Genomic DNA, 19932 nt, shown 5'->3' on the forward strand with positions numbered 1-19932 from the left:
AAAAAGAAGCCCCGACCTGTTCGGGGCTTTTTCTTTTTAAAGAAACCTTAATTTTTTTCCAACAGGCTGTAACAAATCCTGCCGATGCCGCTCAAGTAAGGCAGGAAGGCAATGAAACCCACCCCACAACTGCTTCCCAACCTGACAACAACTGGAGATCTACCATGAGCGCCACTACCCGCACCCTGTCCGCCGCCACCCTGGCCCTGGCCCTCGGTTCCGCCCTGAGCATCGCCGCATTGCCGATGACCGCCCATGCCGCCGATGATATGGAAAAATGCTTCGGCGTCGCCATGAAAGGCAAGAACGACTGCGCCGCGGGCGCCGGCACCACCTGCGCCGGCACTTCGACCAAAGACTTCCAGGCCAACTCCTGGAAGTCCGTGCCAAAAGGCACCTGCTTGAACACGAAAAGCGAGACCTCGCCTACCGGCAAAGGTCAGTTGCAAGCCTTCACCCCCAAGGCCTGATCAACCAGAACCCCGTCACCCGCCAGCCTGAGCGCCGAAGATGCCCATGTCACTGCGACCCGCCCCCCTTCACCGCGCTCAGGCCGTAGTACCTGGGCTCCCGCCCCGCGCCGGGCTGGGGCTCAAGACCGAACACTTTCAAGTCGTACTCGAAACGCGTCCCGACCTCGGTTTTTTCGAGGTCCATGCCGAAAACTACATGGTCGCCGGCGGGCCGTTTCATCATTACCTGGGTTTGATCCGTGAACAGTATCCGCTGTCGCTGCACGGGGTCGGCTTGTCCATTGGCGCCGAAGGCCCGCTGGACCACGAACACCTCAAGCGCCTGGCGACACTGATCGAACGCTATCAACCCCAGTCCTTTTCCGAACACCTGGCCTGGTCGACCCACGGCCCGGTGTTTCTCAACGACCTGCTGCCGCTGGCCTACGACCAGGCCACCTTGCAACGGGTCTGCGAACATGTCGACCAGGTGCAAAGCGCCTTGAAGCGGCCAATGCTGCTGGAGAATCCGGCGACTTACCTGCAATTCCAGCGCTCGACCCTGGATGAGGCGGATTTCATCAGCCAAATCATCCGTCGCACCGGTTGCGGGCTGCTGCTGGACGTGAACAATATCTACGTCTCCAGCATCAACCACCAACGCGATCCGCTGGCCTACATCGAGGCGCTGCCACTGCACGCCGTGGGAGAGATCCATCTGGCCGGTTTTGCCGAAGATGCCGACAACCTCGGCGACCGGCTGCTGATCGATGATCACGGCGCGCCGATCGATCAGGCGGTCTGGGCCCTGTATCAGCAGGTGTTGGCGAAAATCGGGCCCATGGCGACCCTGATCGAACGGGACAACCAACTCCCCGCCTTCGCCGTGCTTCTGGCTGAAGCCGGGCAAGCCCAGGGGCTGCTGGACCGGAACGAGGTGCCAGCATGAGCGACCAAACCACCTTCAGTGCCGCGCTGCTCGACCCACAACGGCCCTGTCCACCCGGCCTGTGCAGCCGCAATGGGGCCGATCCGGCCAGCCGCTTCGCGGTGTATCGCAACAATGTCCAGAGTTCGCTGATCAATGCCCTGGCGGACAGCTACCCGGTGATCAGGGTCCTGGTCGGCGATGAGTTCTTCCGCGACATGGCCGGCCTCTATATCCGCGATTTTCCGCCCATCAGCCCGATCCTCAACGACTACGGCCAGGACTTCGGCAGTTTTATCCAGGGATTTTCGCCTGCGGCGAGCGTGCCTTACCTGGCCGACGTAGCCCGCCTGGAGCGGCTGCGGATCAATGCCTATCACGCCGCCGATGCGATCCCCTTGAGCCCGGAGCAGATTGGCCTCCACCTCGCCGACCCCGAAGCCCTCAGCCGCCTGCGGGTTCGCCTGCATCCCAGCCTCGCCGTGCTCGATTCACCCTATGCCGTCGTGTCGTTATGGGAAGCCCATCAAGGTGAAGGCCAGCTGGAACAGATCGACCCGACACAGGGCGAAGCCGCGCTGGTCCTGCGCCAACACTGGCAAGTCGAGGTATTCAGGATCGATATCGGCACCCTGGTATTTATCCAAAGCCTGCAAAACGACTGTCCGCTGGAGTTGGCCATTGCCTACGCTTATGACGCCAGCGAAACGTTCGATCCGAGCCATGCCCTTGCCCTGTTGATTCGCTACAGCGCCATCATCCACCTGTACTCAGAAGAAAAGGCCCGCCCATGAACATCCGCACTGAACCGCAGAACCCCGTTGCGCGCCTGATCGGGCGGATCATCCAGCTCTTCGAGATGATTCCCTACAGCCTGATTGCCTTTGTCGCCCGCTTCTCCATCGCGGCCGTGTTCTGGAAATCCGGCCAGACCAAGGTCGAGGGCTTTGCCGTTGACCTGATCTCCGGCACTTTCGATATCGGCGTGCCGCGCCTGGCCGACTCCACCATCCCGTTGTTCGTCAGCGAGTACAAGGTGCCGCTGCTGTCGCCGGAGATTGCCGCCCATCTGTCCGCGTTTGGCGAACACTTTTTCCCGGTACTGATCCTGCTCGGTTTCGCCACGCGCTTCTCGGCACTGGCGCTGTTCGGCATGACCCTGACCATCCAGCTGTTCGTCTACCCGGGCGCCTACCCGACCCATGGCACCTGGATGGCGATCCTGTTGCTGTTGATGGCCAAGGGGCCGGGGGTGTTTTCCATTGATCAACTGATTGCCAGGCGTTATCGCTGAAGCCGCGCCAGCGCCTCGCTGCTGCGCTTGAACCAGCCGACCAGATAGTCGGCGAGTACTTGCGTACGCCGAGGCAGGCCACCCTGGTAAGGGTGCACCAGGTACAACGGCATATCGCGAGTGCGGTAGTCGCGCAACAGCCAACGTAGACGCCCGTCGGCCAGTTCCGCGGGCAGGACGTAGGACGGCAGGCGGGCGATGCCCGCGCCCACCAGCGCCGCCTTCTTCAGCAGATTGTAGTGATTGCTGGCGAAGGGGCCCGCCACCCGCACCCGCAGGAGCTCATGTTCACGGTGGTATTGCCACTCCTCACGACCGCTGTAGTGGCTGTTGAGCAGACAACGGTGGTTCGCCAGTTCCTGGGGCGTCTGCGGTTCACCGTAACGCTCCAGATAGGCCGGACTGGCGCAGGTCAGTTCGTTCATCACCAGCAATGGCCGCGCCACCAGCCGTTCGTCACTGCCGACCTCGGTACGAATGGCCAGGTCGAAGCCCTCCCGTGCCAGATCGCGGAAACCATTGTTCAGGTCCAGTTCGATCTGGACATCGGGATAATCCCGGGAAAACTCCAGCAGCAGACCATCAAAGAAGGTTTCCCCGAGGGACACCGGCACGGTCATGCGCACGGGCCCGGCGATGTCGTCCTTGAGCCGGGCCAGGGCCTGATGCGCCCGCTCCACTTGTATCACCAACGCCTGGGCCTGGGGCAACAAGGCCGCACCGGCGGCGGTAAGGCTCAGGCGCCGGGTGGTGCGGTGCAACAACACCACGGCAAACTGTGCCTCCAATTGACTGATGCGCTTGGACAACTGCCCCTTGCTGCAACCTAATTGCTGGGCGGCCAGGGTAAAACTGCCCGCCTCGACCAACACGGCAAAAGCCGCCAGATCATCCATATCACTCATGGATTGTTTCCAAAAGAAAACCAAAGGTTGCCTATTAGTGCGCTTATCAGCAGGAAAATCCACTCTAGACTGAAGGCTCAATCACCCACTGGAGGAACCGCATCATGAAAATCCTATTGATTGGCGCCCACGGCACCATTGGCTCGGCCGTGGCAGAGGAACTCGGCCAGCGTCACCAGATCATCAAGATCGGTCGCAGCAGCGGTGACCTGCACGTGGACATCAGCGACAGCACATCGATTCGCCAGCTGTTCGAACAGACCGGCAAGTTCGATGCGCTGATCTGCGCCGCCGGCAACGTAAACTTTGTCCCCTTGGCCGACATGAGCGAAAAGGACTTCGCCCTCGGCCTGCAAGACAAACTGATGGGCCAGGTCAACCTGGTGTTGATCGGGCGGGAATATGCCAATGACGGTGCCTCGTTCACCCTGACCAGCGGCATTCTGAACCGCGACCCGATCCGCACCGGCGCCTCGGCAAGCCTGGTCAACGGCGCCATCGACGGCTTCGTCAAGGCAGCGGCAATCGAACTGCCACGCGGTCTGCGGGTGAACTCGGTAAGCCCGAACGTGCTGGTGGAAGCCATGGGCAGCTATGCGCCGTACTTCCGTGGATTCAAACCGGTACCAGCGGCGGACGTGGCCTTGGCCTACGCCAAGAGTGTGGAAGGCTTGCAGACCGGTCAGACCTACTACGTCGGTTGAGTGCCCGCTTTTTTTTGTCGGCCTTCAGGGCCCTTTCGCGGGCAAGCTCCGCTCCCACGGATTCTCGGTCGTACACAGACTTGAGGTTCGACACGAATGACTGTGGGAGCGGAGCTTGCCCGCGAAGAGGCCCCTAAAGACGCCACAAAACCTGGAGACTGGCGCCAAGGCTTGTGCAGCCCTCCCGGCCTGAGTAACGTGGCGGCACTTGCCTGGAGACCCCATGATGCGCGCCGCCCGTTCCTTGATGATTTTCGCCCTGCCGCTGTTCGCCGCCGGTTGCCAGATGCTTGCGCCAGCCACCTCGCCATCCACGGCGGGCCTGAGCCGGATGCAAGGTGAACTCGCCAGCGTCAACGGCAAGCTGATGTTCCAGCCCTGCCAGGAACAACGCCGCTATGTCGTCAGCGACAGCGGCAACACCAGCGTCCTGCAGCAGGCCGCAAGCCTCTCCGGCCCCTCGGGCAAGCTGTTCGCCGACCTGCGCGGACGGTTTTCCTCCAGCACCGCCGATGGCAGCGACGGCCAGTTGAACCTGCAACAGTACTACCGCCTGGAACGCGGCACCGGCAGTTGCAACGATCCCGACTTCAAATTCCAGACCGTGATTGCCAGCGGTCACAACCCGGACTGGAGCCTGAAGGTCGGCGGCAACGGCATGATCCTGCAACGCGAAAACCAGCCGCCCCTGGCCCTGCCTTACCTGGAAGAACAACTGGGTGACGGACGTTTCAGCCTGAGCAGCGAAGCCAATTCCCAGCGCATCGAGTTGTGGGTCGCGCCGCAGTCCTGCGTCGACAGCAGCACCGGCAGTGTGCGCCACCTGAGCGCCGAACTGCGGGTCAACGGCCAGGTCCAGCGCGGCTGCGGCTATTTCGGCGGCGCGCGTAACGACTGATTCGACGAGCTGCTGTTTTAGCCTCACGGAATCTGGCCGTTGGGGCTTATAATCGCCGGTTTGATGTAAAGCCGGCGCGCCCGCGTGGCCCGCACACTGGACCCTGTCATGTTACGAATCACCGAACTCAAGCTGCCAATCGACCATCCCGACGAAGACCTGCGCCCGGCCATCGTCCAGCGCCTGGGCATCGCCAGCGATGACCTGCTCGATTTCACCTTGTTCAAGCGCAGCTACGACGCCCGCAAGAAATCTTCCGAACTCTGCTTCATCTACACCATCGACCTCTCGGCCCGTGGCGAAGACGCCCTGCTGAAAAAGTTCGCCGAGGACCGCAACATCAACCCGGCCCCGGACGTCAGCTACAAGGTGGTCGGCCAGGCCCCGTCTGATCTGCAGGAGCGTCCGCTGGTCGTGGGCTTCGGCCCCTGCGGGATCTTCGCCGGGCTGCTGCTGGCGCAGATGGGCTTCAAGCCGATCATCCTCGAACGCGGCAAGGAAGTCCGCGAGCGCACCAAGGACACCTGGGGCCTGTGGCGCAAAGGCGTGCTCAACCCCGAGTCCAACGTGCAGTTCGGCGAAGGCGGCGCCGGGACCTTCTCCGACGGCAAGCTCTACAGCCAGATCAAAGACCCGAACCACCACGGCCGCAAGGTCCTGCACGAGTTCGTCAAGGCCGGCGCGCCGGAAGAAATCCTCTACGTCAGCAAACCGCATATCGGCACCTTCCGCCTCACCGGCGTGGTGGAGAACATGCGCCAGCAGATCGAGGCCCTGGGCGGTGAAGTGCGCTTCCAGCAGCGAGTCACCGATGTGCTGATCGACGCAGGCCAACTGACCGGCGTACAACTCGACAGCGGTGAACAGATCAACTCCCGGCACGTGGTCATGGCCCTGGGCCATAGCGCCCGCGACACTTTCCGCATGCTCCACGGCCGTGGCGTGTACATGGAAGCCAAGCCATTCTCGGTGGGTTTCCGCATCGAACACCCGCAATCGCTGATCGACCGCGCGCGCCTGGGCAAGTACGCCGGGCACCCGAAACTCGGCGCGGCCGACTACAAGCTGGTGCACCACGCCAAGAACGGGCGTTCGGTCTACAGCTTCTGCATGTGCCCGGGCGGCACCGTGGTGGCAGCGACCTCCGAACCGAACCGGGTGGTCACCAACGGCATGAGCCAATACTCGCGCAACGAGCGCAACGCCAACTCCGGGATCGTCGTCGGCATCACCCCGGAAGTCGACTATCCGGGCGGTCCGCTGGCCGGTATCGAGTTGCAGGAGCGCCTGGAGTCCCACGCCTTTATCCTCGGTGGCAGCAACTATGAGGCTCCGGCGCAACTGGTCGGTGACTTTATCGCCGGCAAGCCTTCCACCGCCTTGGGCAGTGTGGAGCCTTCCTACAAGCCGGGGGTGGCCCTGGGCGACCTGGCCCTGGCCCTGCCGGACTTCGCCATTGAAGCCATTCGCGAAGCCTTGCCGGCGTTCGAGCGGCAGATCAAGGGCTATTCCCTACATGACGCGGTGCTGACCGGGATTGAAACCCGCACCTCCTCGCCCCTGCGCATGACCCGTAACGAGTCGATGCAGAGCCTGAACGTCAAGGGCCTGTTCCCGGCGGGTGAAGGCGCCGGTTATGCCGGCGGAATCCTCTCGGCCGGTGTCGACGGTATCCGCATTGCCGAAGCCGTGGCCCGGGATATGCTGGGGATCGGGGCCTGAGGGGCCGGACCATGACCTACAACGTGTCGCCCATCGGTTTCGTGCGCTCCTGCTTCAAGGAGAAATTCGCCATCCCGCGCCAGCCACAGCTGGCGCCGGCCGCGCGCGGCGTACTGGAACTGGTCGCGCCATTCGACCAAGGCGAGGCCGTGCAAGGACTGGAACAGGTCAGCCATGTCTGGCTGTTGTTCCTGTTCCATCAGGCCCTGGAAGACAAGCCACGGTTGAAGGTGCGCCCGCCACGCCTGGGTGGCAACCAGTCCATGGGCGTCTTCGCCACCCGGGCGACGCACCGGCCGAACGGTATCGGTCAGTCGGTGGTCAAGCTGGACCGGGTCGAAGCCCAGCGCCTGTGGATTTCCGGAATAGACCTGCTGGATGGCACGCCGATTCTCGATATCAAGCCGTACGTGCCCTACGCGGACATCATTCCCGGCGCCGTCAATGGTATTGCCAGTGCCGCGCCGGCGCTGATTCCCGTGCTCTGGACGGACAACGCCCGGCAACAGGCCCATGGCCACGCACAGCGCCTTGAAGAGCCCCTGGTCGAACTGATCGAGCAATGTCTGGCCCAGGACCCGCGTCCGGCCTACCAGACACCGACACCCGATCGGGAATACGGCGCCCAGTTCTGGGACCTGGATGTGCGCTGGCATTACCCCGAAACCGGGACGATACGGGTACTGGAAGTGATCCCCGTCCGATAGAAACGCCAGAAACGCAAAAGCCCGCGTTGCCTTCTCAGGCAACGCGGGCTTTTTGTTTCAACGCGGACGCTTTTTTCTGTGGGAGCAAGCTTGCTCACGATGAACGATAACGCGGTGTACCTGATAAACCGCGTTGTCTGCATCGCCAGCAAGCCGGCTCCTACAAATAAACCGAGGCTTATTTCTCGACGAACGCGCGCTCGATCAGGTAATCACCCGGCTCACGCATACGCGGCGAAACCTTCAGGCCGAAGCTGTTGAGCACTTCGCTGGTTTCGTCGAGCATGCTCGGGCTGCCGCAGAGCATGGCGCGATCGTCCTGCGGGTTGATCGGCGGCAGGCCGATGTCGCTGAACAACTTGCCGCTGCGCATCAGGTCGGTCAACCGGCCTTCGTTCTCGAACGGCTCGCGGGTCACGGTGGGGTAGTAGATCAGCTTCTCACGCAGGGCTTCACCAAAGAACTCGTTCTGCGGCAGATGCTCGGTGATGAACTCACGGTAAGCCACTTCATTGACGTAGCGCACGCCGTGGCACAGGATCACCTTCTCGAAACGCTCATAGGTTTCCGGGTCCTGGATCACGCTCATGAAAGGCGCGAGGCCGGTACCGGTGCTGAGCAGGTACAGGTGCTTGCCCGGCTTGAGGTCGTCGAGCACCAGCGTACCCGTAGGCTTCTTGCTGATGATGATCTCGTCGCCTTCCTTCAGGTGCTGCAACTGGGAGGTCAGCGGACCATCCGGCACCTTGATGCTGAAGAATTCGAGATGCTCTTCCCAATTCGGGCTGGCAATGGAATAAGCACGCATCAGTGGTCGGCCGTTGGGCTGCTGCAGACCGATCATCACGAACTGACCGTTTTCAAAGCGCAGGCCCGGGTCGCGGGTGCACTTGAAGCTGAACAGAGTGTCGTTCCAGTGGTGAACACTGAGGACGCGCTCGTGATTCATGTTGCTCATTGGGATAGGGCTCCTGGAAATTTGGCCTGCGCCGTCAGTGAGCGCAATTGCATAGCATTCTAATGGCGGCGACAATATCTGTTAACTGAATTATTAAGATAAGGGTTATCGGTTATATAGATATGCGATTTACTCTCCGTCAACTTCAGGTCTTCGTCGCCGTCGCCCAGCAGGAAAGCGTGTCCCGTGCTGCCGGGCTATTGGCCTTGTCACAATCCGCCGCGAGCACCTCGATCACCGAGCTGGAACGCCAGTCGAGCTGTCAATTGTTCGACCGCGCCGGCAAGCGCCTGAGCCTCAACGCCCTGGGCAAACAGCTGTTGCCCCAGGCCGTGGCGCTGCTCGACCAAGCCAAGGAAATCGAGGACCTGCTCAACGGCAAGTCCGGTTTCGGCTCACTCGCCGTGGGCGCCACCCTGACCATCGGCAACTACCTGGCAACCCTGCTGATCGGCAGCTTCATGCAGGCGCACCCGGAAAGCCAGGTCAAGCTCCATGTGCAGAACACTGCCAATATTGTGCAACAGGTCGCGCACTACGAAATTGACCTGGGTCTGATCGAAGGCGATTGCAGCCACCCGGACATCGAAGTGCAAACCTGGGTCGAGGACGAACTGGTGGTGTTCTGCGCGCCTCGGCACCCGCTGGCCCAGCGCGGCCAGGCCAGCCTGGAAGAGCTGACCCATGAGGCCTGGATCCTCCGCGAACAGGGTTCCGGCACGCGCCTGACCTTCGATCAGGCGATGCGCCACCATCGTAGCGCCCTGAACATCCGCCTGGAGCTAGAGCACACCGAAGCGATCAAGCGCGCGGTGGAGTCCGGCCTGGGGATCGGTTGCATTTCGCGCCTGGCCCTGCGCGATGCGTTCCGTCGGGGCAGCCTGGTGCCAGTGGAAACCCCGGACCTGGACCTGTCGCGACAGTTCTATTTCATCTGGCACAAACAGAAATACCAGACCTCGGCCATGCGTGAGTTTCTCGAACTGTGCCGTTCCTTCACCGCCGGGGTTCAGCGCAGCGATGAAATCGTCCTGCCGACCATTGCCTGACGCCCGCGGCGTTTAAAGCAGAATCACCGCCCAGACCAGGGCAATCATGCTCAGGGCCACGAATTGCGCGGCACTGCCCATGTCCTTGGCATTCTTGGACAAGGGATGACGGTCGAGGGAGATGCGGTCAATGGCCGCTTCAACCGCCGAATTGAGCAATTCGACGATCAACGCCAGCAGGCACACGGCAATCAACAACGCGCGCTCGACCCGACTGACGTGGAACAGGAACGTCAGTGGGATCAGCACCACGTTGAGCCAGACCAGTTGGCGAAACGCCGCTTCGCCGGTAAAGGCCGCCCGCAAGCCATCGAAAGAGTAACCCGCTGCGTTAAGCATGCGCTTGAAACCGGTTTGACCTTTGAAAGGCGACGGCATAAGTAGGCAACTGCGTGAAATGGAGTAGGAAAGCTAACTCAACCAGCGTCAAACAAAGATGAATAAGCCCGCGATTACGGGCTCGAAATTGACTCAAGTTGTTGCAGCAACAGCGCCGCCTGGGTTCGGGTACGCACGCCCAGCTTGCGAAAAATCGCCGTGACGTGGGCCTTGATGGTCGCCTCCGAAACGCTCAACTCATAGGCAATCTGTTTATTCAACAAACCTTCGCAGACCATGGTCAACACCCGAAACTGCTGCGGCGTCAAACTGGCCAGGCCGGCACTGGCGGCCTTGGCTTCGGCGGACACGCTGACCGCTTCGAACGCCTGGGGCGGCCACCAGACATCGCCGTCGAGGACACTGCGCACCGCTTGCTGGATCACTTCCAGGGAACTGGACTTGGGGATAAAGCCGCTGGCGCCAAACTCACGGGAGCGCACCACCACCGAGGCCTCTTCCTGGGCCGAGACCATCACCACCGGAATCTGCGGGTATTGCCCGCGCAGCAGCACCAGGCCGGAAAATCCGTAGGCCCCCGGCATGTTCAGGTCCAGCAGGACCAGGTCCCAGTCGGCTTTCTCGGTAAGGCGGGTTTCCAGCTCGGCAATGCTGGCCACCTCCACCAGTCGTACGTCGGGCCCCAGGCCCAGGGTCAGCGCCTGATGCAAGGCACTGCGAAAGAGAGGATGGTCGTCGGCAATCAGGATGTCGTACGTGGTCATTTTTCCAATGATCCTGTTTTATGCGTCAGGCTCGACGCTGTGCGGCCACTAGATTACAGGAAAGTCTTCAGATGCTCGTGGGCTTCGTCTTCAGTGTTGATCGGCAGCTGAAACTTGGCGCCCAGGTAATGCGCGGTAAACACGTCCAGCAATGCATCCAAGCCTTGGGCCGCCCGGGTGTCCCCGGCCAGTTCCAGGCACAACGCCGCGACTTCCGCGGTACAGAAATGATCATCGCGCTTGGAACGACGCAGCTTGTAGCGGGACAACTGTTCGGATTCCAGGCTCAGCACCGGAAAACGCTCCAGGTAAGGGCTCTTGCGAAACATCTTGCGCGCCTCGGTCCAGGTCGCGTCCAAGAGGATGAACAGCGGGCGCTTGCCTGGCGCCGAGCGCACCTGTGTCACCACCCGTTCCGGCGCCACGAACTCACCCGGAAACACAATAAATGGCTGCCATTGCGGGTCGTCCAACAAGGCCAACAAGTGCGGATCGACTTCGGTCCGTGACCAACTGAAGGCGCTGGTGTCGGCGATCACATCGGCAATCAGCCAGCCGGTATTGCTTGGTTTCATCGGTTCGACGTCGTGCATCAGCAAGCACATGGCCGAATGCGCAGCCACCCGGGGACGCCAGGCGCACAGGCAATATTCGGGAATCACCCGGCAGCCCGGACAACGCTCGGCTCGCGAGCCGCGTGCGAGGAAAGGCGTTTTGGCACGGGCCAGGCGCTCGGCACGCAAGCGGGATACGGCGTGGCTCATCGCAAAAAAACGCTGGCAGGAGGAAGGGCTGAACACGAAAAATACGACTCGCGAGGGCAAAAGTGCGCGGAGTCTACCAGAGAGCCCTGCCACGTTTGAGCGTTCATCCGTCGACATTTCCGTCACTCTCACCCTAGTAGGGCCTACAACCGCCCTCTATACTTCGGGACCACTGAACGTACGCCCCGGTAACAGGTCGAAGCACCAATTACCGAATCAGGAGAGTTGCATGCTACGCCTTATCGTACCGTCCCTGGCCCTTTTACTGGCCCTGCCCTTCAGTGCCCAGGCGGCGTCGCTGAAGGATTTCGAACTGAACAAGATGCTCAAGGACGTCGCCGAGCAGAGCAACGAAGGCCTGCCCCGCGAACTCGACGAGCACATCCTCGACGTCGGCTACACCGTTGAAGGCGCCGAACTGATCGACCATCTGAGCGTCCAGGCCGATTACGCGCAAAATATGCGCGATAACGCCAAGGCGGCTTACCTGCAACTGGGGGCCAGCGTCTGCCGCAACGCCAACTACCGCAAGTTGATGGCCAAGGGCGCGGTGATGCGCTACGAATTCACCGAGAACAAGACCAACCGCCCCGTCACCTCCGCCCGGTTCGTGGAAAGCGACTGCCCGAAAGAAGCACAGGTGAAGAAAAAGTAACCCCTCTTGCCTCGCGCGCCTTTCTTCAGCATCGGCGCGCCGTTGCACCAGGAACGCCCACGCGGCGCTCCTGACAAGCCGCTAAAGTCCTTTGCAAAAGGGCAATAAGCGGTTGCCAGCCATGACTTTATAGGCTCATCATCAAATCGACATGGCACACATGCGACACATGCAGTGACGCGGCCTTGGCGAACGTTTCTTTCGGCCAAGCCAAGGGTTCCGTGCAGAAGGAGACGTTGAATGCCTTACGAACCGAATGACTTGCTGTCCCGTCATTTCCAGAGCAACGGTATCGACCTGACCCGGGTCGAAGAACAACTCAACCAGGTTGCTCCCGGTAGTCCGAATCTTGCGCTGTACCGAGACATGATGCTGACCGTCCTGCGCATGGCCCAGGATGACCGCAACCGCTGGAATGCCAAGATCGTCCTGCAGACCCTGCGTGAACTGGAGAACGCCTTTCGCGTACTCGACCAGTTCAAGGGGCGGCGCAAGGTCACCGTGTTCGGCTCGGCGCGAACGCCCACCGAACACCCGCTTTATGCACAGGCCCGGGCACTGGGAACGGCCCTGGCACGCTCCAACCTGATGGTCATCACCGGTGGTGGCGGCGGCATCATGGCCGCGGCCCACGAAGGGGCCGGCCTGGAACACAGTCTCGGCTTCAACATCACCCTGCCCTTCGAACAACATGCCAATTCAACCGTGGAAGGCACGCAGAACCTGCTGTCCTTCCACTTCTTCTTTACCCGCAAGCTGTTCTTCGTCAAGGAAGCTGACGCGCTGGTGCTCTGCCCCGGTGGTTTTGGCACCCTCGATGAAGCGCTGGAAGTGCTGACGCTGATCCAGACCGGCAAAAGCCCGCTGGTTCCGGTGATTCTGCTGGATGCCCCTGGGGGCAGCTTCTGGCAGGGCGCGCTGGACTTTATCCGCAATCAGCTGGAGGCCAATCACTACATTCTGCCCAACGACCTGAAACTGATGCGCCTGGTCTACAGTGCCGATGAGGCCGTGGAAGAGATCAAGCAGTTCTACAGCAACTTCCACTCCAGCCGCTGGCTGAAAAAGCAGTTCGTGATCCGCATAAATCATCCCCTCAGTGAGCGGGCGCTGGAGCAGGTACAAAGGGAATTCGCCGACCTGTGTCTCAGTGGCCACTTTCAGCAAAGTGCCCATGTCGACCTGGAACACAATGAGCCGCAGTTCAGTCATTTGACCTGTTTGTCGTTCGCCTTCACGGCCCGGGACCAGGGGCGCCTGCGAGCGCTGGTGGACTTTATCAACCGGACGGAAAACTGGAGCAAGGCCAAGGCATCAACCCAGGAACGCACACGCGAGACGATCAAGACGACGTGATTATCGCCTGACGTCAGTCATCCAGACCACGGCCGCTGAACAGGCGGCCGATCATTTCCATGGAATAACCCCGATAACTCAGAAAGCGTCCCTGCTGGGCACGTTCACGGCCATCGATGGGTAAATGTCCGGCGAATTTTCGGCGCCAGGTGTCTTCCAACTGGGCTTGCCAGTCAAAGCCGCTTTCACGCAAGGCCAGGTCGATATCGGCACGTTGCAGGCCGCGCTGGCTCAGCTCTTCGCGAATACGCAAAGGGCCGTAGCCGGAACGGGCACGGTAGGAAACAAAGCTTTCGAGGTAGCGGGATTCGGACAGCAGTCCCTCTTCCGTCAAGCGGTCGAGTTCTGTGTCGATCATTTCAGGCGGGGCGCCGCGCTGACGCAGTTTACGCGTCAGCTCGACTCGACCGTGCTCGCGCCGCGCGAGCAGGTCCATGGCCGTGCGCCGTACGGCGACCGGGGTATCCAGTACGGCGGTCATCGCTTTACTCAGAGATCAGCGTCAGCCAGGTCGTCTTCGGTGGCGACGACAGCGGCAGCGCCGGAGTTGGCCTTGGTGTCCACACCTGGAGTCAGCAGCTTGTCACGCAGTTGCTTCTCGAGGGTCGCGGCGATTTCCGGGTTGTCCGCCAGGAACTTGGCCGAGTTGGCCTTGCCCTGACCGATCTTGCTGCCATTGTAGCTGTACCAGGCGCCGGATTTTTCGACGAAACCGTGCAACACACCCAGGTCGATCATCTCGCCATTGAGGTAGATGCCCTTGCCGTAAAGGATCTGGAACTCGGCCTGACGGAACGGCGAAGCCACCTTGTTCTTCACGACCTTGACGCGGGTTTCGCTGCCGACCACTTCGTCGCCTTCCTTCACCGCGCCGGTACGACGGATGTCCAGGCGCACCGAAGCGTAGAACTTCAGCGCGTTACCACCGGTGGTGGTTTCCGGGCTGCCGAACATCACGCCAATCTTCATGCGGATCTGGTTGATGAAGATCACCAGGCAGTTGGCGTTCTTGATGTTACCGGTGATCTTGCGCAGGGCCTGGGACATCAGACGGGCTTGCAGGCCGACGTGCATGTCGCCCATTTCGCCTTCGATTTCTGCTTTTGGCACCAGGGCGGCCACGGAGTCGACGATGATCACGTCCACCGCGTTGGAGCGCACCAGCATGTCGGTGATTTCCAGGGCCTGCTCGCCGGTGTCCGGCTGGGATACCAGCAGGTCGTCGACATTGACGCCCAGCTTGCCGGCGTATTCAGGGTCCAGGGCGTGTTCGGCGTCGACGAAGGCGCAGGTCGCACCGGCTTTTTGCGCCTGGGCGATGACGGAAAGCGTCAGGGTGGTCTTACCCGAGGATTCCGGACCGTAGATCTCTACGATACGGCCTTTTGGCAGACCGCCGATGCCCAGGGCGATGTCCAGGCCCAGGGAACCGGTGGAGATCGAAGGGATCGCCTGACGGTCATGATCGCCCATGCGCATTACGGCACCCTTGCCGAATTGACGTTCGATCTGACCCAAGGCCGCAGCCAAGGCTTTCTTCTTGTTGTCGTCCATTAAAGTCCTCACGTAATCAATAAGGCCTGACGGCCAACACCTGTATAAGTAGCCAGTATTATTCCACAGCGTTGGCGGATCGCCTACCCCTGATTTGCGATTTCTGCTTCCGCCCGTCGTAACAGCCCTTCCAGCGCGACCAGAACCGTTTGTCGGCGGACCGCGTCGCGGTCGCCGGGGAAGCGCCGGAGCTCGGCGCTCACCTCGTCGCCGACCCCCCAGGCCAGCCAGACGGTGCCCACCGGTTTCTCGACGGAGCCGCCATCCGGCCCGGCCACGCCGCTGACCGCCACGGCGAAGCGCGCGTTACTGTGGGCCTGGGCACCACGGACCATGGCTTCGACCACTTCCTGGCTGACCGCACCGACCTGGCTGAACAAGGTCTCTGGTACCTTCAGTTGGAGGCTCTTCTGTCGATTGGAGTAGGTGACATAGCCGGCTTCGAACCAGGCCGAGCTGCCGGGAATCCGGGTGATCGCCTCGGCGATGCCGCCGCCGGTACAGGACTCGGCGGTGGTGACATCGGCCTTGAGGGTCTGCAAGCGCTTGCCGAGTTCGGCGGCAAGCCGGGTGATTTCGTCCATGTTTCTCTCCGGGTTAGGCAGCCCTCACCCCCCTGTAGGAGCGAGCTTGCTCGCGATGGTAGCCCAGGCACAGCGGGGTATCAGGTCCCCCGCGTTATCGTTGACGACCATCGCGAGCAAGCTCGCTCCTACAGGGAAGAGATGCCAGCCGATCAGTATTGGGTCAAAGGAACACCCTACACGAGCGGACTACGCTTTCAAGACACGAGATTGCATCAGGATGTCAGCGAGAAACCGCCCCGGCATACGCCTGACAGGCCTTCAAGGCAATCAGGGCGCGGTCGCCGTCGTCGGTGATGGCGATAATTCGTTGAGCATGCGCCGGGTCAAGTCGGGCACTTGTGGCTGCATGAACCACGCCGCTGGCGGCGGTGGCGGCTGGCACGTTGCAGCCACTGGCAGGATCGTTGGCGTCGAGGAGGACTGACAACCGCAGATCAGCAGTGGCAATACGATCACGCAGACGAGCTTGATCCTGTTGCACATCGTTCAGTTCCTTGGAATGGGTTTGGTCGCTGACCTGGAGCCGTTGCTCCAGGGCCAGGCGTTTGTCCTGCTCGGCTCGCTGTTGCGCGGCCGCGGCGAGGGAAAATTGGTTGAGCGTGTCGGCCTGCAACCGGGCTTGATGCTCCAGTTGCTGACCGTAACGCCAGTCTTGAATATGCCAGGCGCTGGCCGCCGCACCACCGGCCAACAAGGCCAGCAGTGCGACGACAATGCCCAGGCGCCAGGGTGCGGGGATCAGGTCGAGGAGGCGCATAGCACCGCCCTCGCCCGGGCCCAGATTTGCAGTCGATCCTCGAGGCCGTTCAGGCCGCCATTGATCTTGCGGGTGATGCTGTTGAACTGATCGGCGTCGGCCAATTCGTTCAACCCTTGCTGCTCCCAGAACCAGGCCGCCGACTCAGCGGCCCATTGCGGTTGTTCCAGCAGTTCCGGTTGCTGCAACAGGCGTTCGTCGCCGAACAGCCCGAGGCTGCATTGGCGATAGTTGCTGCGACCAGTGATCTGGATTAGCCCGCGACCGCGATAGTTCCAGCCATCGCCAGACGATGCATCGCCATTATCCATACGCGATGCGTAGACGATGTTCGCAATCTGCTCCGGCTGCCGGGCCACCTGCGCGGCCAGGGCCGGAGTAAATCGGTTTGGCCAGGTGGCGACCAGAGCCGGCGCGCCATAGTTCAGGTTCTCGACCACGGACTGCAGTTGGCCAGACTCGTGACCAGCTTGCGCCAGGAACGCTGCAACGCGTTGCGTGGTGACGATCTGATAAGCGTTCATTGCTGTGTTGAGCACAGGAACAAAAACGCCGGCTTGGTCGCCGGCGTTGGGGAGGATCTGCAGCAACTGCTGCGCAGTGATGGGCATGGCTTTCTCCAGGCGTAAAAAAGCCCGCGCTGGGCGGGTTCGGGTGATCGGCATCAAGAAGCAGGTGGCGTTGGGCAGGCCGGATTGGCCACGGTCACATCGATGGCTATCAACTCACGGTAGTACGCCTGCCACGTCTCCGACGGTGGTGGCGGCGTTGACCTGTGCCTTCAACGTCTGAAGCTTTTGGAAGGCCGCCCATCCCTGCGCAAGCATCTCGGCATACAGCCCCTTAAGATCTTCCAGCGCAAAAGGCACTTGGACGTTGTCCGATGAAACCCAATAAAATCCACTAGGCACTCTGCCGTCCAGCATGTAGCCCTGAGTGGCCTGCACGAGGAAGTTTTGGCTGTTCTGGTCCGTTTGAAAGACCTTGCTGACACCTGCTGCCGTGGTGTAGGCGATTGGCTGGGTGATGGCAGAGATGTAGGCAGCATATAGCGTAGAGAGAGCCAGGTCTTGGGCCTGTTGCACCGTCAATGGGGCCGATTCTGGAGTAACCGGGACCGGAGTATTTTGCAGCGACCAGGCCCCATTACTGAAAACAGCCTGCTGATTGGCGACGACGGTCGGAGGGGGGACAATGGTTGCGTAGGGAGGCAGAAGGAAGTTATCAGGATCCAGCGGATCTTCCTGAGCGATGGTTTCTCCCAGATAAACACCCAGGTCATTGCACTGGTAAGCAACGGTAGTGTTAGGCATGTCGCCTCTCTAGTATTTAATGATCAGATTTACGGCAAGGTTCTTCATACGGGTTTCCGTTCCGCCTGCGGAATTGTTGATGGTGATGCCCGTGGTATTCGTGCCCGTGTTGTTCGCTACGTTGTTGAATTGCGTTCCCGGGGTGCCACTCTGAATCGCACCACCCCCGCCTCCAACATATGATGCACTGTGGTAGTGGCCGGGGTCGTTGATGGTGTGATTGTGAGCCAGAAGCTGGTCGGCCTGATACGTACCTAGTACCCGACTGGAATCCAGCCCGCGCCCATTGTCTAGACCACGCAGGACTACGCCTCGCCCATCCGGTAGGTTAAAAGTTGTAGAGCCATCTCCAACCCCATATGGCGCCACCACAAGCACCACCCCCGCCGCTGTCACTGTCGCATTCTGGGACAGCGTGAACGTGCCGGAACCGATCGCCAAAATGGTTGTTCCTGTCGGGATCCCAGGCCCGCCGATCGTCATCCCAACGGCCATGTTGGATGTCGAACCTACCGAGGTTACTGACGCTGAACCGCTGGTCGTACTGCCCGTGGTCTGGACCGTTAGCGCATTGAATAGGTTGGCGTAGGAGCTTCGGCTGACGGCCGCACCATTGGCAAGCAGGTACCCGCTGGGAATAGATACGCCAGCAAAATACAAAAGGGTCCCAGACGGATCCTGACTTGCTGAAATCAGCGTTTGTGCTTGCCCGAGTGGTAGTGCGTGCTGGCTTTGCGTGGCCGGCGCCACCTGCTCCGCCGCTCCGGTGCAGAACAGCAGGATGTACGAACCACCGCTAATCGAGGCGTTCCACTGAATCCAGGCATCACCGTTGACAACCAGCTCGCCGCCCTGGAGCGCCACGTGCGCACCGCCGACTAGCGGGACCACACCAACCCCATCATTGATCGTGCTCGCCCCCGTGTTGGCTGTTTTGACCTTGAAGCGCAGCACCTGGCCCTCGACACGCGCGGTGATCGCAGGGGTAAAGGCACAGACGTAAGTGTTGGCCGCGCCACCGTCTACAGCGAAAGCCAAGGCTCCGGCCTGGAACTGTCCGGCGCTGATGGCATGCTGGCTCTTTGTTGCCGAGGCAACCTGGAGCGCGCCGCCGGTGCTATCGACCAGTACCCAGGCTCCGCTGCCGACTGAGCTATTCCACTGCACCCATACATCACCATTGGCAACAATCTCGCCGCCCTGGAGCCCGGAGTGCGCAGTGCCGACAATCGGCGCTGCGGTCAGTCCGTTCGGACTAAAGGTGCTTGCCCCCGTGTTGCCATTCTGGGCCTTGAAACGTAACACCACGCCGTCTAAAAGTGCCTTGACGGCAGGAACATAATTCGCACTATAAGTGCCAGCCTGCCCTGTATCCAAAGCATACTTAACCGAGTCTGATTGATTCATCTTTTGAATAGACAGTAACAGTTGTCCAAGATCAGCCTCATCAGGAACCAGACCCGAGGCTTTTACTACATTTACAACTTCGTCAGTGATCGAATTACCCCATGCCGCGGGTATCAATGAACCGGGGGCTCCTGTTACAGGGTTTTCATCTACAAACTTACCGTTCACCAGCCCTATATTGGGCACACTATTTGGATAATCCATATTCCTATTCCCTAATCATAATTGATGTGCACCAGCGTATGAGCAGGAGCACTGTGGTGTATCAAGCACTCAAGAGTACTACCGGGATTGACACCGAAACGCTTCCCCCAGTGGCTCACACTGAAAGCCGCCTCGTGAGTTGGCGACCACTGGCATTAAACGTCCACATGAATTTCGTATTCCAGGCTCCAAACCGGGCACCGCCCATCCGTGCTGTCCGTAGTTTATTAACGCTGGCATCGGGATAACCTTGGCTTCAAGAAATCTCAATAAAGTAGGCCGTACTCTGATTGCCCATCACACTTTTTTAGCACTCATAACTGCTGCCTCTATTGTTGCTCTGAAGCACAACCAGCGCGCGAGGGCTGGCCATATTTTTTCGATTAACTGCGCCGGCTTGTCGGCGTGACTGGCGCGGCTTCACAGCCGCGGCAAACATAGATTTTGCGAATGTGTTTGATCACGCGGACCTGCATCGGCATAGATGTCCAGCTGTTCGCTGGTATCTTCGCCAAGCTGTGTTTGCGGCAACTGCAGACACAATTCAGTTCGCGTTCGGGAAGCTCGTGGATGACTTCGGTGCGCGGTAAATCAGCCGACAGTAGACGACGCTCT

General features: G+C 60.6%; 23 protein-coding genes and 2 pseudogenes. 11 read left to right on the plus strand and 14 right to left on the minus strand.

Going from position 1 to position 19932, the window contains the following annotated elements:
- Positions 1 to 164 precede the first annotated feature (164 nt).
- From AC07VG_RS08820 to AC07VG_RS08835, 4 genes are read left to right on the plus strand one after another with little or no spacing between them, the layout of a single operon-like run.
- The gene (locus AC07VG_RS08820) at positions 165 to 470 is read left to right on the plus strand and encodes a BufA1 family periplasmic bufferin-type metallophore (RefSeq protein WP_494999484.1); all 306 of its coding nucleotides are present in this window, start codon (positions 165 to 167) and stop codon (positions 468 to 470) included.
- Between the two features lie 46 nt (positions 471 to 516).
- A complete protein-coding gene (gene bufB, locus AC07VG_RS08825) occupies positions 517 to 1401 on the plus strand; it encodes an MNIO family bufferin maturase (RefSeq protein ID WP_495020880.1) in 885 nt (294 codons plus the stop codon).
- Complete coding sequence (locus AC07VG_RS08830; protein WP_495020881.1) at positions 1398 to 2174, plus strand: HvfC/BufC N-terminal domain-containing protein; 777 nt, start codon at positions 1398 to 1400, stop codon at positions 2172 to 2174. The genes bufB and AC07VG_RS08830 overlap by 4 nt, the downstream gene beginning before the upstream one ends.
- Positions 2171 to 2674: a DoxX family protein gene (locus AC07VG_RS08835; protein ID WP_495020882.1), complete on the plus strand. Its 504-nt coding sequence runs from the start codon at positions 2171 to 2173 to the stop codon at positions 2672 to 2674. Before AC07VG_RS08830 ends, AC07VG_RS08835 begins: the two co-directional genes overlap by 4 nt.
- Here AC07VG_RS08835 and AC07VG_RS08840 read toward each other — a convergent pair.
- Positions 2665 to 3579 (minus strand): LysR family transcriptional regulator, encoded by a 915-nt coding sequence (locus tag AC07VG_RS08840; RefSeq protein WP_494999480.1) that lies wholly within the window; start codon positions 3577 to 3579, stop codon positions 2665 to 2667. The two genes, AC07VG_RS08835 and AC07VG_RS08840, sit on opposite strands and share 10 nt — an antisense overlap.
- 104 nt (positions 3580 to 3683) lie before the next feature.
- Between AC07VG_RS08840 and AC07VG_RS08845 the strand changes: the two genes are divergently transcribed.
- The 4 genes from AC07VG_RS08845 (at position 3684) to tsaA (ending at position 7610) form a co-directional block, all read left to right on the plus strand.
- Positions 3684 to 4283, plus strand: a complete 600-nt coding sequence (locus AC07VG_RS08845; protein WP_494999479.1) for a short chain dehydrogenase — start codon at positions 3684 to 3686, stop codon at positions 4281 to 4283.
- A 223-nt stretch (positions 4284 to 4506) separates the two neighbouring features.
- Positions 4507 to 5181, plus strand: coding sequence for a COG3650 family protein (locus AC07VG_RS08850; protein ID WP_494999478.1), 675 nt, complete (start codon positions 4507 to 4509; stop codon positions 5179 to 5181).
- A 108-nt stretch (positions 5182 to 5289) separates the two neighbouring features.
- Entirely contained in the window at positions 5290 to 6903 is a 1614-nt protein-coding gene (locus AC07VG_RS08855) for an NAD(P)/FAD-dependent oxidoreductase (RefSeq protein WP_494999477.1), read from the plus strand.
- A gap of 11 nt (positions 6904 to 6914) precedes the next feature.
- Positions 6915 to 7610 carry a tRNA (N6-threonylcarbamoyladenosine(37)-N6)-methyltransferase TrmO gene (gene tsaA / locus AC07VG_RS08860; RefSeq protein WP_494999476.1) on the plus strand — a complete coding sequence of 232 codons (696 nt, stop codon included), beginning with the start codon at positions 6915 to 6917 and terminating at the stop codon, positions 7608 to 7610.
- 178 nt (positions 7611 to 7788) lie between these two features.
- Here tsaA and fpr read toward each other — a convergent pair whose 3' ends face one another.
- Positions 7789 to 8568, minus strand: coding sequence for a ferredoxin-NADP reductase (gene fpr, locus AC07VG_RS08865; protein WP_019827846.1), 780 nt, complete (start codon positions 8566 to 8568; stop codon positions 7789 to 7791).
- 122 nt (positions 8569 to 8690) lie between these two features.
- On the opposite strand from fpr, the gene AC07VG_RS08870 reads away from it, so the two are divergent.
- The gene (locus AC07VG_RS08870; protein WP_494999475.1) at positions 8691 to 9617 is read left to right on the plus strand and encodes a LysR family transcriptional regulator; all 927 of its coding nucleotides are present in this window, start codon (positions 8691 to 8693) and stop codon (positions 9615 to 9617) included.
- Positions 9618 to 9629: 12 nt separating this feature from the next.
- Here the strand turns inward: AC07VG_RS08870 and AC07VG_RS08875 are convergent, their stop codons facing one another.
- The 3 genes from AC07VG_RS08875 to AC07VG_RS08885 form a co-directional block, all read right to left on the minus strand.
- The gene (locus AC07VG_RS08875; RefSeq protein WP_494999474.1) at positions 9630 to 9995 is read right to left on the minus strand and encodes a diacylglycerol kinase; all 366 of its coding nucleotides are present in this window, start codon (positions 9993 to 9995) and stop codon (positions 9630 to 9632) included.
- Positions 9996 to 10069: 74 nt separating this feature from the next.
- Positions 10070 to 10720 (minus strand): response regulator transcription factor ErdR, encoded by a 651-nt coding sequence (gene erdR / locus AC07VG_RS08880; RefSeq protein ID WP_494999473.1) that lies wholly within the window; start codon positions 10718 to 10720, stop codon positions 10070 to 10072.
- Positions 10721 to 10773: 53 nt separating this feature from the next.
- A complete protein-coding gene (locus tag AC07VG_RS08885; protein ID WP_494999472.1) occupies positions 10774 to 11484 on the minus strand; it encodes a tRNA-uridine aminocarboxypropyltransferase in 711 nt (236 codons plus the stop codon).
- Between the two features lie 229 nt (positions 11485 to 11713).
- Here AC07VG_RS08885 and AC07VG_RS08890 point away from each other — a divergent pair, with 229 nt between their 5' ends.
- Positions 11714 to 12139 (plus strand): PA3611 family quorum-sensing-regulated virulence factor, encoded by a 426-nt coding sequence (locus tag AC07VG_RS08890; protein WP_494999471.1) that lies wholly within the window; start codon positions 11714 to 11716, stop codon positions 12137 to 12139.
- A 240-nt stretch (positions 12140 to 12379) separates the two neighbouring features.
- Positions 12380 to 13495, plus strand: a complete 1116-nt coding sequence (locus AC07VG_RS08895; protein WP_494999470.1) for an LOG family protein — start codon at positions 12380 to 12382, stop codon at positions 13493 to 13495.
- Between the two features lie 13 nt (positions 13496 to 13508).
- Here the strand turns inward: AC07VG_RS08895 and recX are convergent, their stop codons facing one another.
- From recX to AC07VG_RS08940, 9 genes and pseudogenes are all read right to left on the minus strand, one after another.
- Entirely contained in the window at positions 13509 to 13976 is a 468-nt protein-coding gene (gene recX, locus AC07VG_RS08900; RefSeq protein ID WP_494999469.1) for a recombination regulator RecX, read from the minus strand.
- Between the two features lie 8 nt (positions 13977 to 13984).
- Positions 13985 to 15049, minus strand: a complete 1065-nt coding sequence (gene recA, locus AC07VG_RS08905; RefSeq protein ID WP_103499726.1) for a recombinase RecA — start codon at positions 15047 to 15049, stop codon at positions 13985 to 13987.
- Positions 15050 to 15132: 83 nt separating this feature from the next.
- Positions 15133 to 15633, minus strand: coding sequence for a CinA family protein (locus AC07VG_RS08910; protein ID WP_494999468.1), 501 nt, complete (start codon positions 15631 to 15633; stop codon positions 15133 to 15135).
- Between the two features lie 223 nt (positions 15634 to 15856).
- Positions 15857 to 16393, minus strand: coding sequence for a lysis system i-spanin subunit Rz (locus AC07VG_RS08915; protein WP_495020883.1), 537 nt, complete (start codon positions 16391 to 16393; stop codon positions 15857 to 15859).
- Positions 16375 to 17004: a glycoside hydrolase family 19 protein gene (locus AC07VG_RS08920; protein ID WP_495020884.1), complete on the minus strand. Its 630-nt coding sequence runs from the start codon at positions 17002 to 17004 to the stop codon at positions 16375 to 16377. The genes AC07VG_RS08915 and AC07VG_RS08920 overlap by 19 nt, the downstream gene beginning before the upstream one ends.
- 114 nt (positions 17005 to 17118) lie before the next feature.
- Positions 17119 to 17706, minus strand: a complete 588-nt coding sequence (locus AC07VG_RS08925) for a DUF4376 domain-containing protein (protein ID WP_495020885.1) — start codon at positions 17704 to 17706, stop codon at positions 17119 to 17121.
- Between the two features lie 9 nt (positions 17707 to 17715).
- Positions 17716 to 19317 (minus strand): tail fiber protein, encoded by a 1602-nt coding sequence (locus AC07VG_RS08930; RefSeq protein ID WP_495020886.1) that lies wholly within the window; start codon positions 19315 to 19317, stop codon positions 17716 to 17718.
- Between the two features lie 11 nt (positions 19318 to 19328).
- A pseudogene (locus AC07VG_RS08935) lies at positions 19329 to 19615 on the minus strand (phage tail protein); the annotation flags it as partial.
- A 45-nt stretch (positions 19616 to 19660) separates the two neighbouring features.
- Positions 19661 to 19931, minus strand: a pseudogene (locus AC07VG_RS08940) (IS66 family transposase zinc-finger binding domain-containing protein); the annotation flags it as partial.
- Between the last annotated feature and the right edge of the window lies 1 nt (position 19932).

It is taken from the genome of Pseudomonas sp. GW821-FHT03C07 (genome assembly GCF_059420925.1).

Bases quoted from the DNA above. Each gene is read 5' to 3' on its own strand.
- AC07VG_RS08925 (WP_495020885.1), bottom strand. From the start codon at position 17,706: ATGCCTAACACTACCGTTGCTTACCAGTGCAATGACCTGGGTGTTTAT.
- tsaA (WP_494999476.1), top strand. From the start codon at position 6,915: ATGACCTACAACGTGTCGCCCATCGGTTTCGTGCGCTCCTGCTTCAAG.
- AC07VG_RS08820 (WP_494999484.1), top strand. From the start codon at position 165: ATGAGCGCCACTACCCGCACCCTGTCCGCCGCCACCCTGGCCCTGGCC.
- AC07VG_RS08890 (WP_494999471.1), top strand. From the start codon at position 11,714: ATGCTACGCCTTATCGTACCGTCCCTGGCCCTTTTACTGGCCCTGCCC.
- erdR (WP_494999473.1), bottom strand. From the start codon at position 10,720: ATGACCACGTACGACATCCTGATTGCCGACGACCATCCTCTCTTTCGC.
- bufB (WP_495020880.1), top strand. From the start codon at position 517: ATGTCACTGCGACCCGCCCCCCTTCACCGCGCTCAGGCCGTAGTACCT.
- AC07VG_RS08835 (WP_495020882.1), top strand. From the start codon at position 2,171: ATGAACATCCGCACTGAACCGCAGAACCCCGTTGCGCGCCTGATCGGG.
- AC07VG_RS08920 (WP_495020884.1), bottom strand. From the start codon at position 17,004: ATGCCCATCACTGCGCAGCAGTTGCTGCAGATCCTCCCCAACGCCGGC.
- AC07VG_RS08910 (WP_494999468.1), bottom strand. From the start codon at position 15,633: ATGGACGAAATCACCCGGCTTGCCGCCGAACTCGGCAAGCGCTTGCAG.
- AC07VG_RS08840 (WP_494999480.1), bottom strand. From the start codon at position 3,579: ATGAGTGATATGGATGATCTGGCGGCTTTTGCCGTGTTGGTCGAGGCG.
- recA (WP_103499726.1), bottom strand. From the start codon at position 15,049: ATGGACGACAACAAGAAGAAAGCCTTGGCTGCGGCCTTGGGTCAGATC.
- fpr (WP_019827846.1), bottom strand. From the start codon at position 8,568: ATGAGCAACATGAATCACGAGCGCGTCCTCAGTGTTCACCACTGGAAC.
- AC07VG_RS08845 (WP_494999479.1), top strand. From the start codon at position 3,684: ATGAAAATCCTATTGATTGGCGCCCACGGCACCATTGGCTCGGCCGTG.
- AC07VG_RS08930 (WP_495020886.1), bottom strand. From the start codon at position 19,317: ATGGATTATCCAAATAGTGTGCCCAATATAGGGCTGGTGAACGGTAAG.
- AC07VG_RS08855 (WP_494999477.1), top strand. From the start codon at position 5,290: ATGTTACGAATCACCGAACTCAAGCTGCCAATCGACCATCCCGACGAA.
- recX (WP_494999469.1), bottom strand. From the start codon at position 13,976: ATGACCGCCGTACTGGATACCCCGGTCGCCGTACGGCGCACGGCCATG.
- AC07VG_RS08850 (WP_494999478.1), top strand. From the start codon at position 4,507: ATGATGCGCGCCGCCCGTTCCTTGATGATTTTCGCCCTGCCGCTGTTC.
- AC07VG_RS08875 (WP_494999474.1), bottom strand. From the start codon at position 9,995: ATGCCGTCGCCTTTCAAAGGTCAAACCGGTTTCAAGCGCATGCTTAAC.
- AC07VG_RS08915 (WP_495020883.1), bottom strand. From the start codon at position 16,393: ATGCGCCTCCTCGACCTGATCCCCGCACCCTGGCGCCTGGGCATTGTC.
- AC07VG_RS08895 (WP_494999470.1), top strand. From the start codon at position 12,380: ATGCCTTACGAACCGAATGACTTGCTGTCCCGTCATTTCCAGAGCAAC.
- AC07VG_RS08870 (WP_494999475.1), top strand. From the start codon at position 8,691: ATGCGATTTACTCTCCGTCAACTTCAGGTCTTCGTCGCCGTCGCCCAG.
- AC07VG_RS08830 (WP_495020881.1), top strand. From the start codon at position 1,398: ATGAGCGACCAAACCACCTTCAGTGCCGCGCTGCTCGACCCACAACGG.
- AC07VG_RS08885 (WP_494999472.1), bottom strand. From the start codon at position 11,484: ATGAGCCACGCCGTATCCCGCTTGCGTGCCGAGCGCCTGGCCCGTGCC.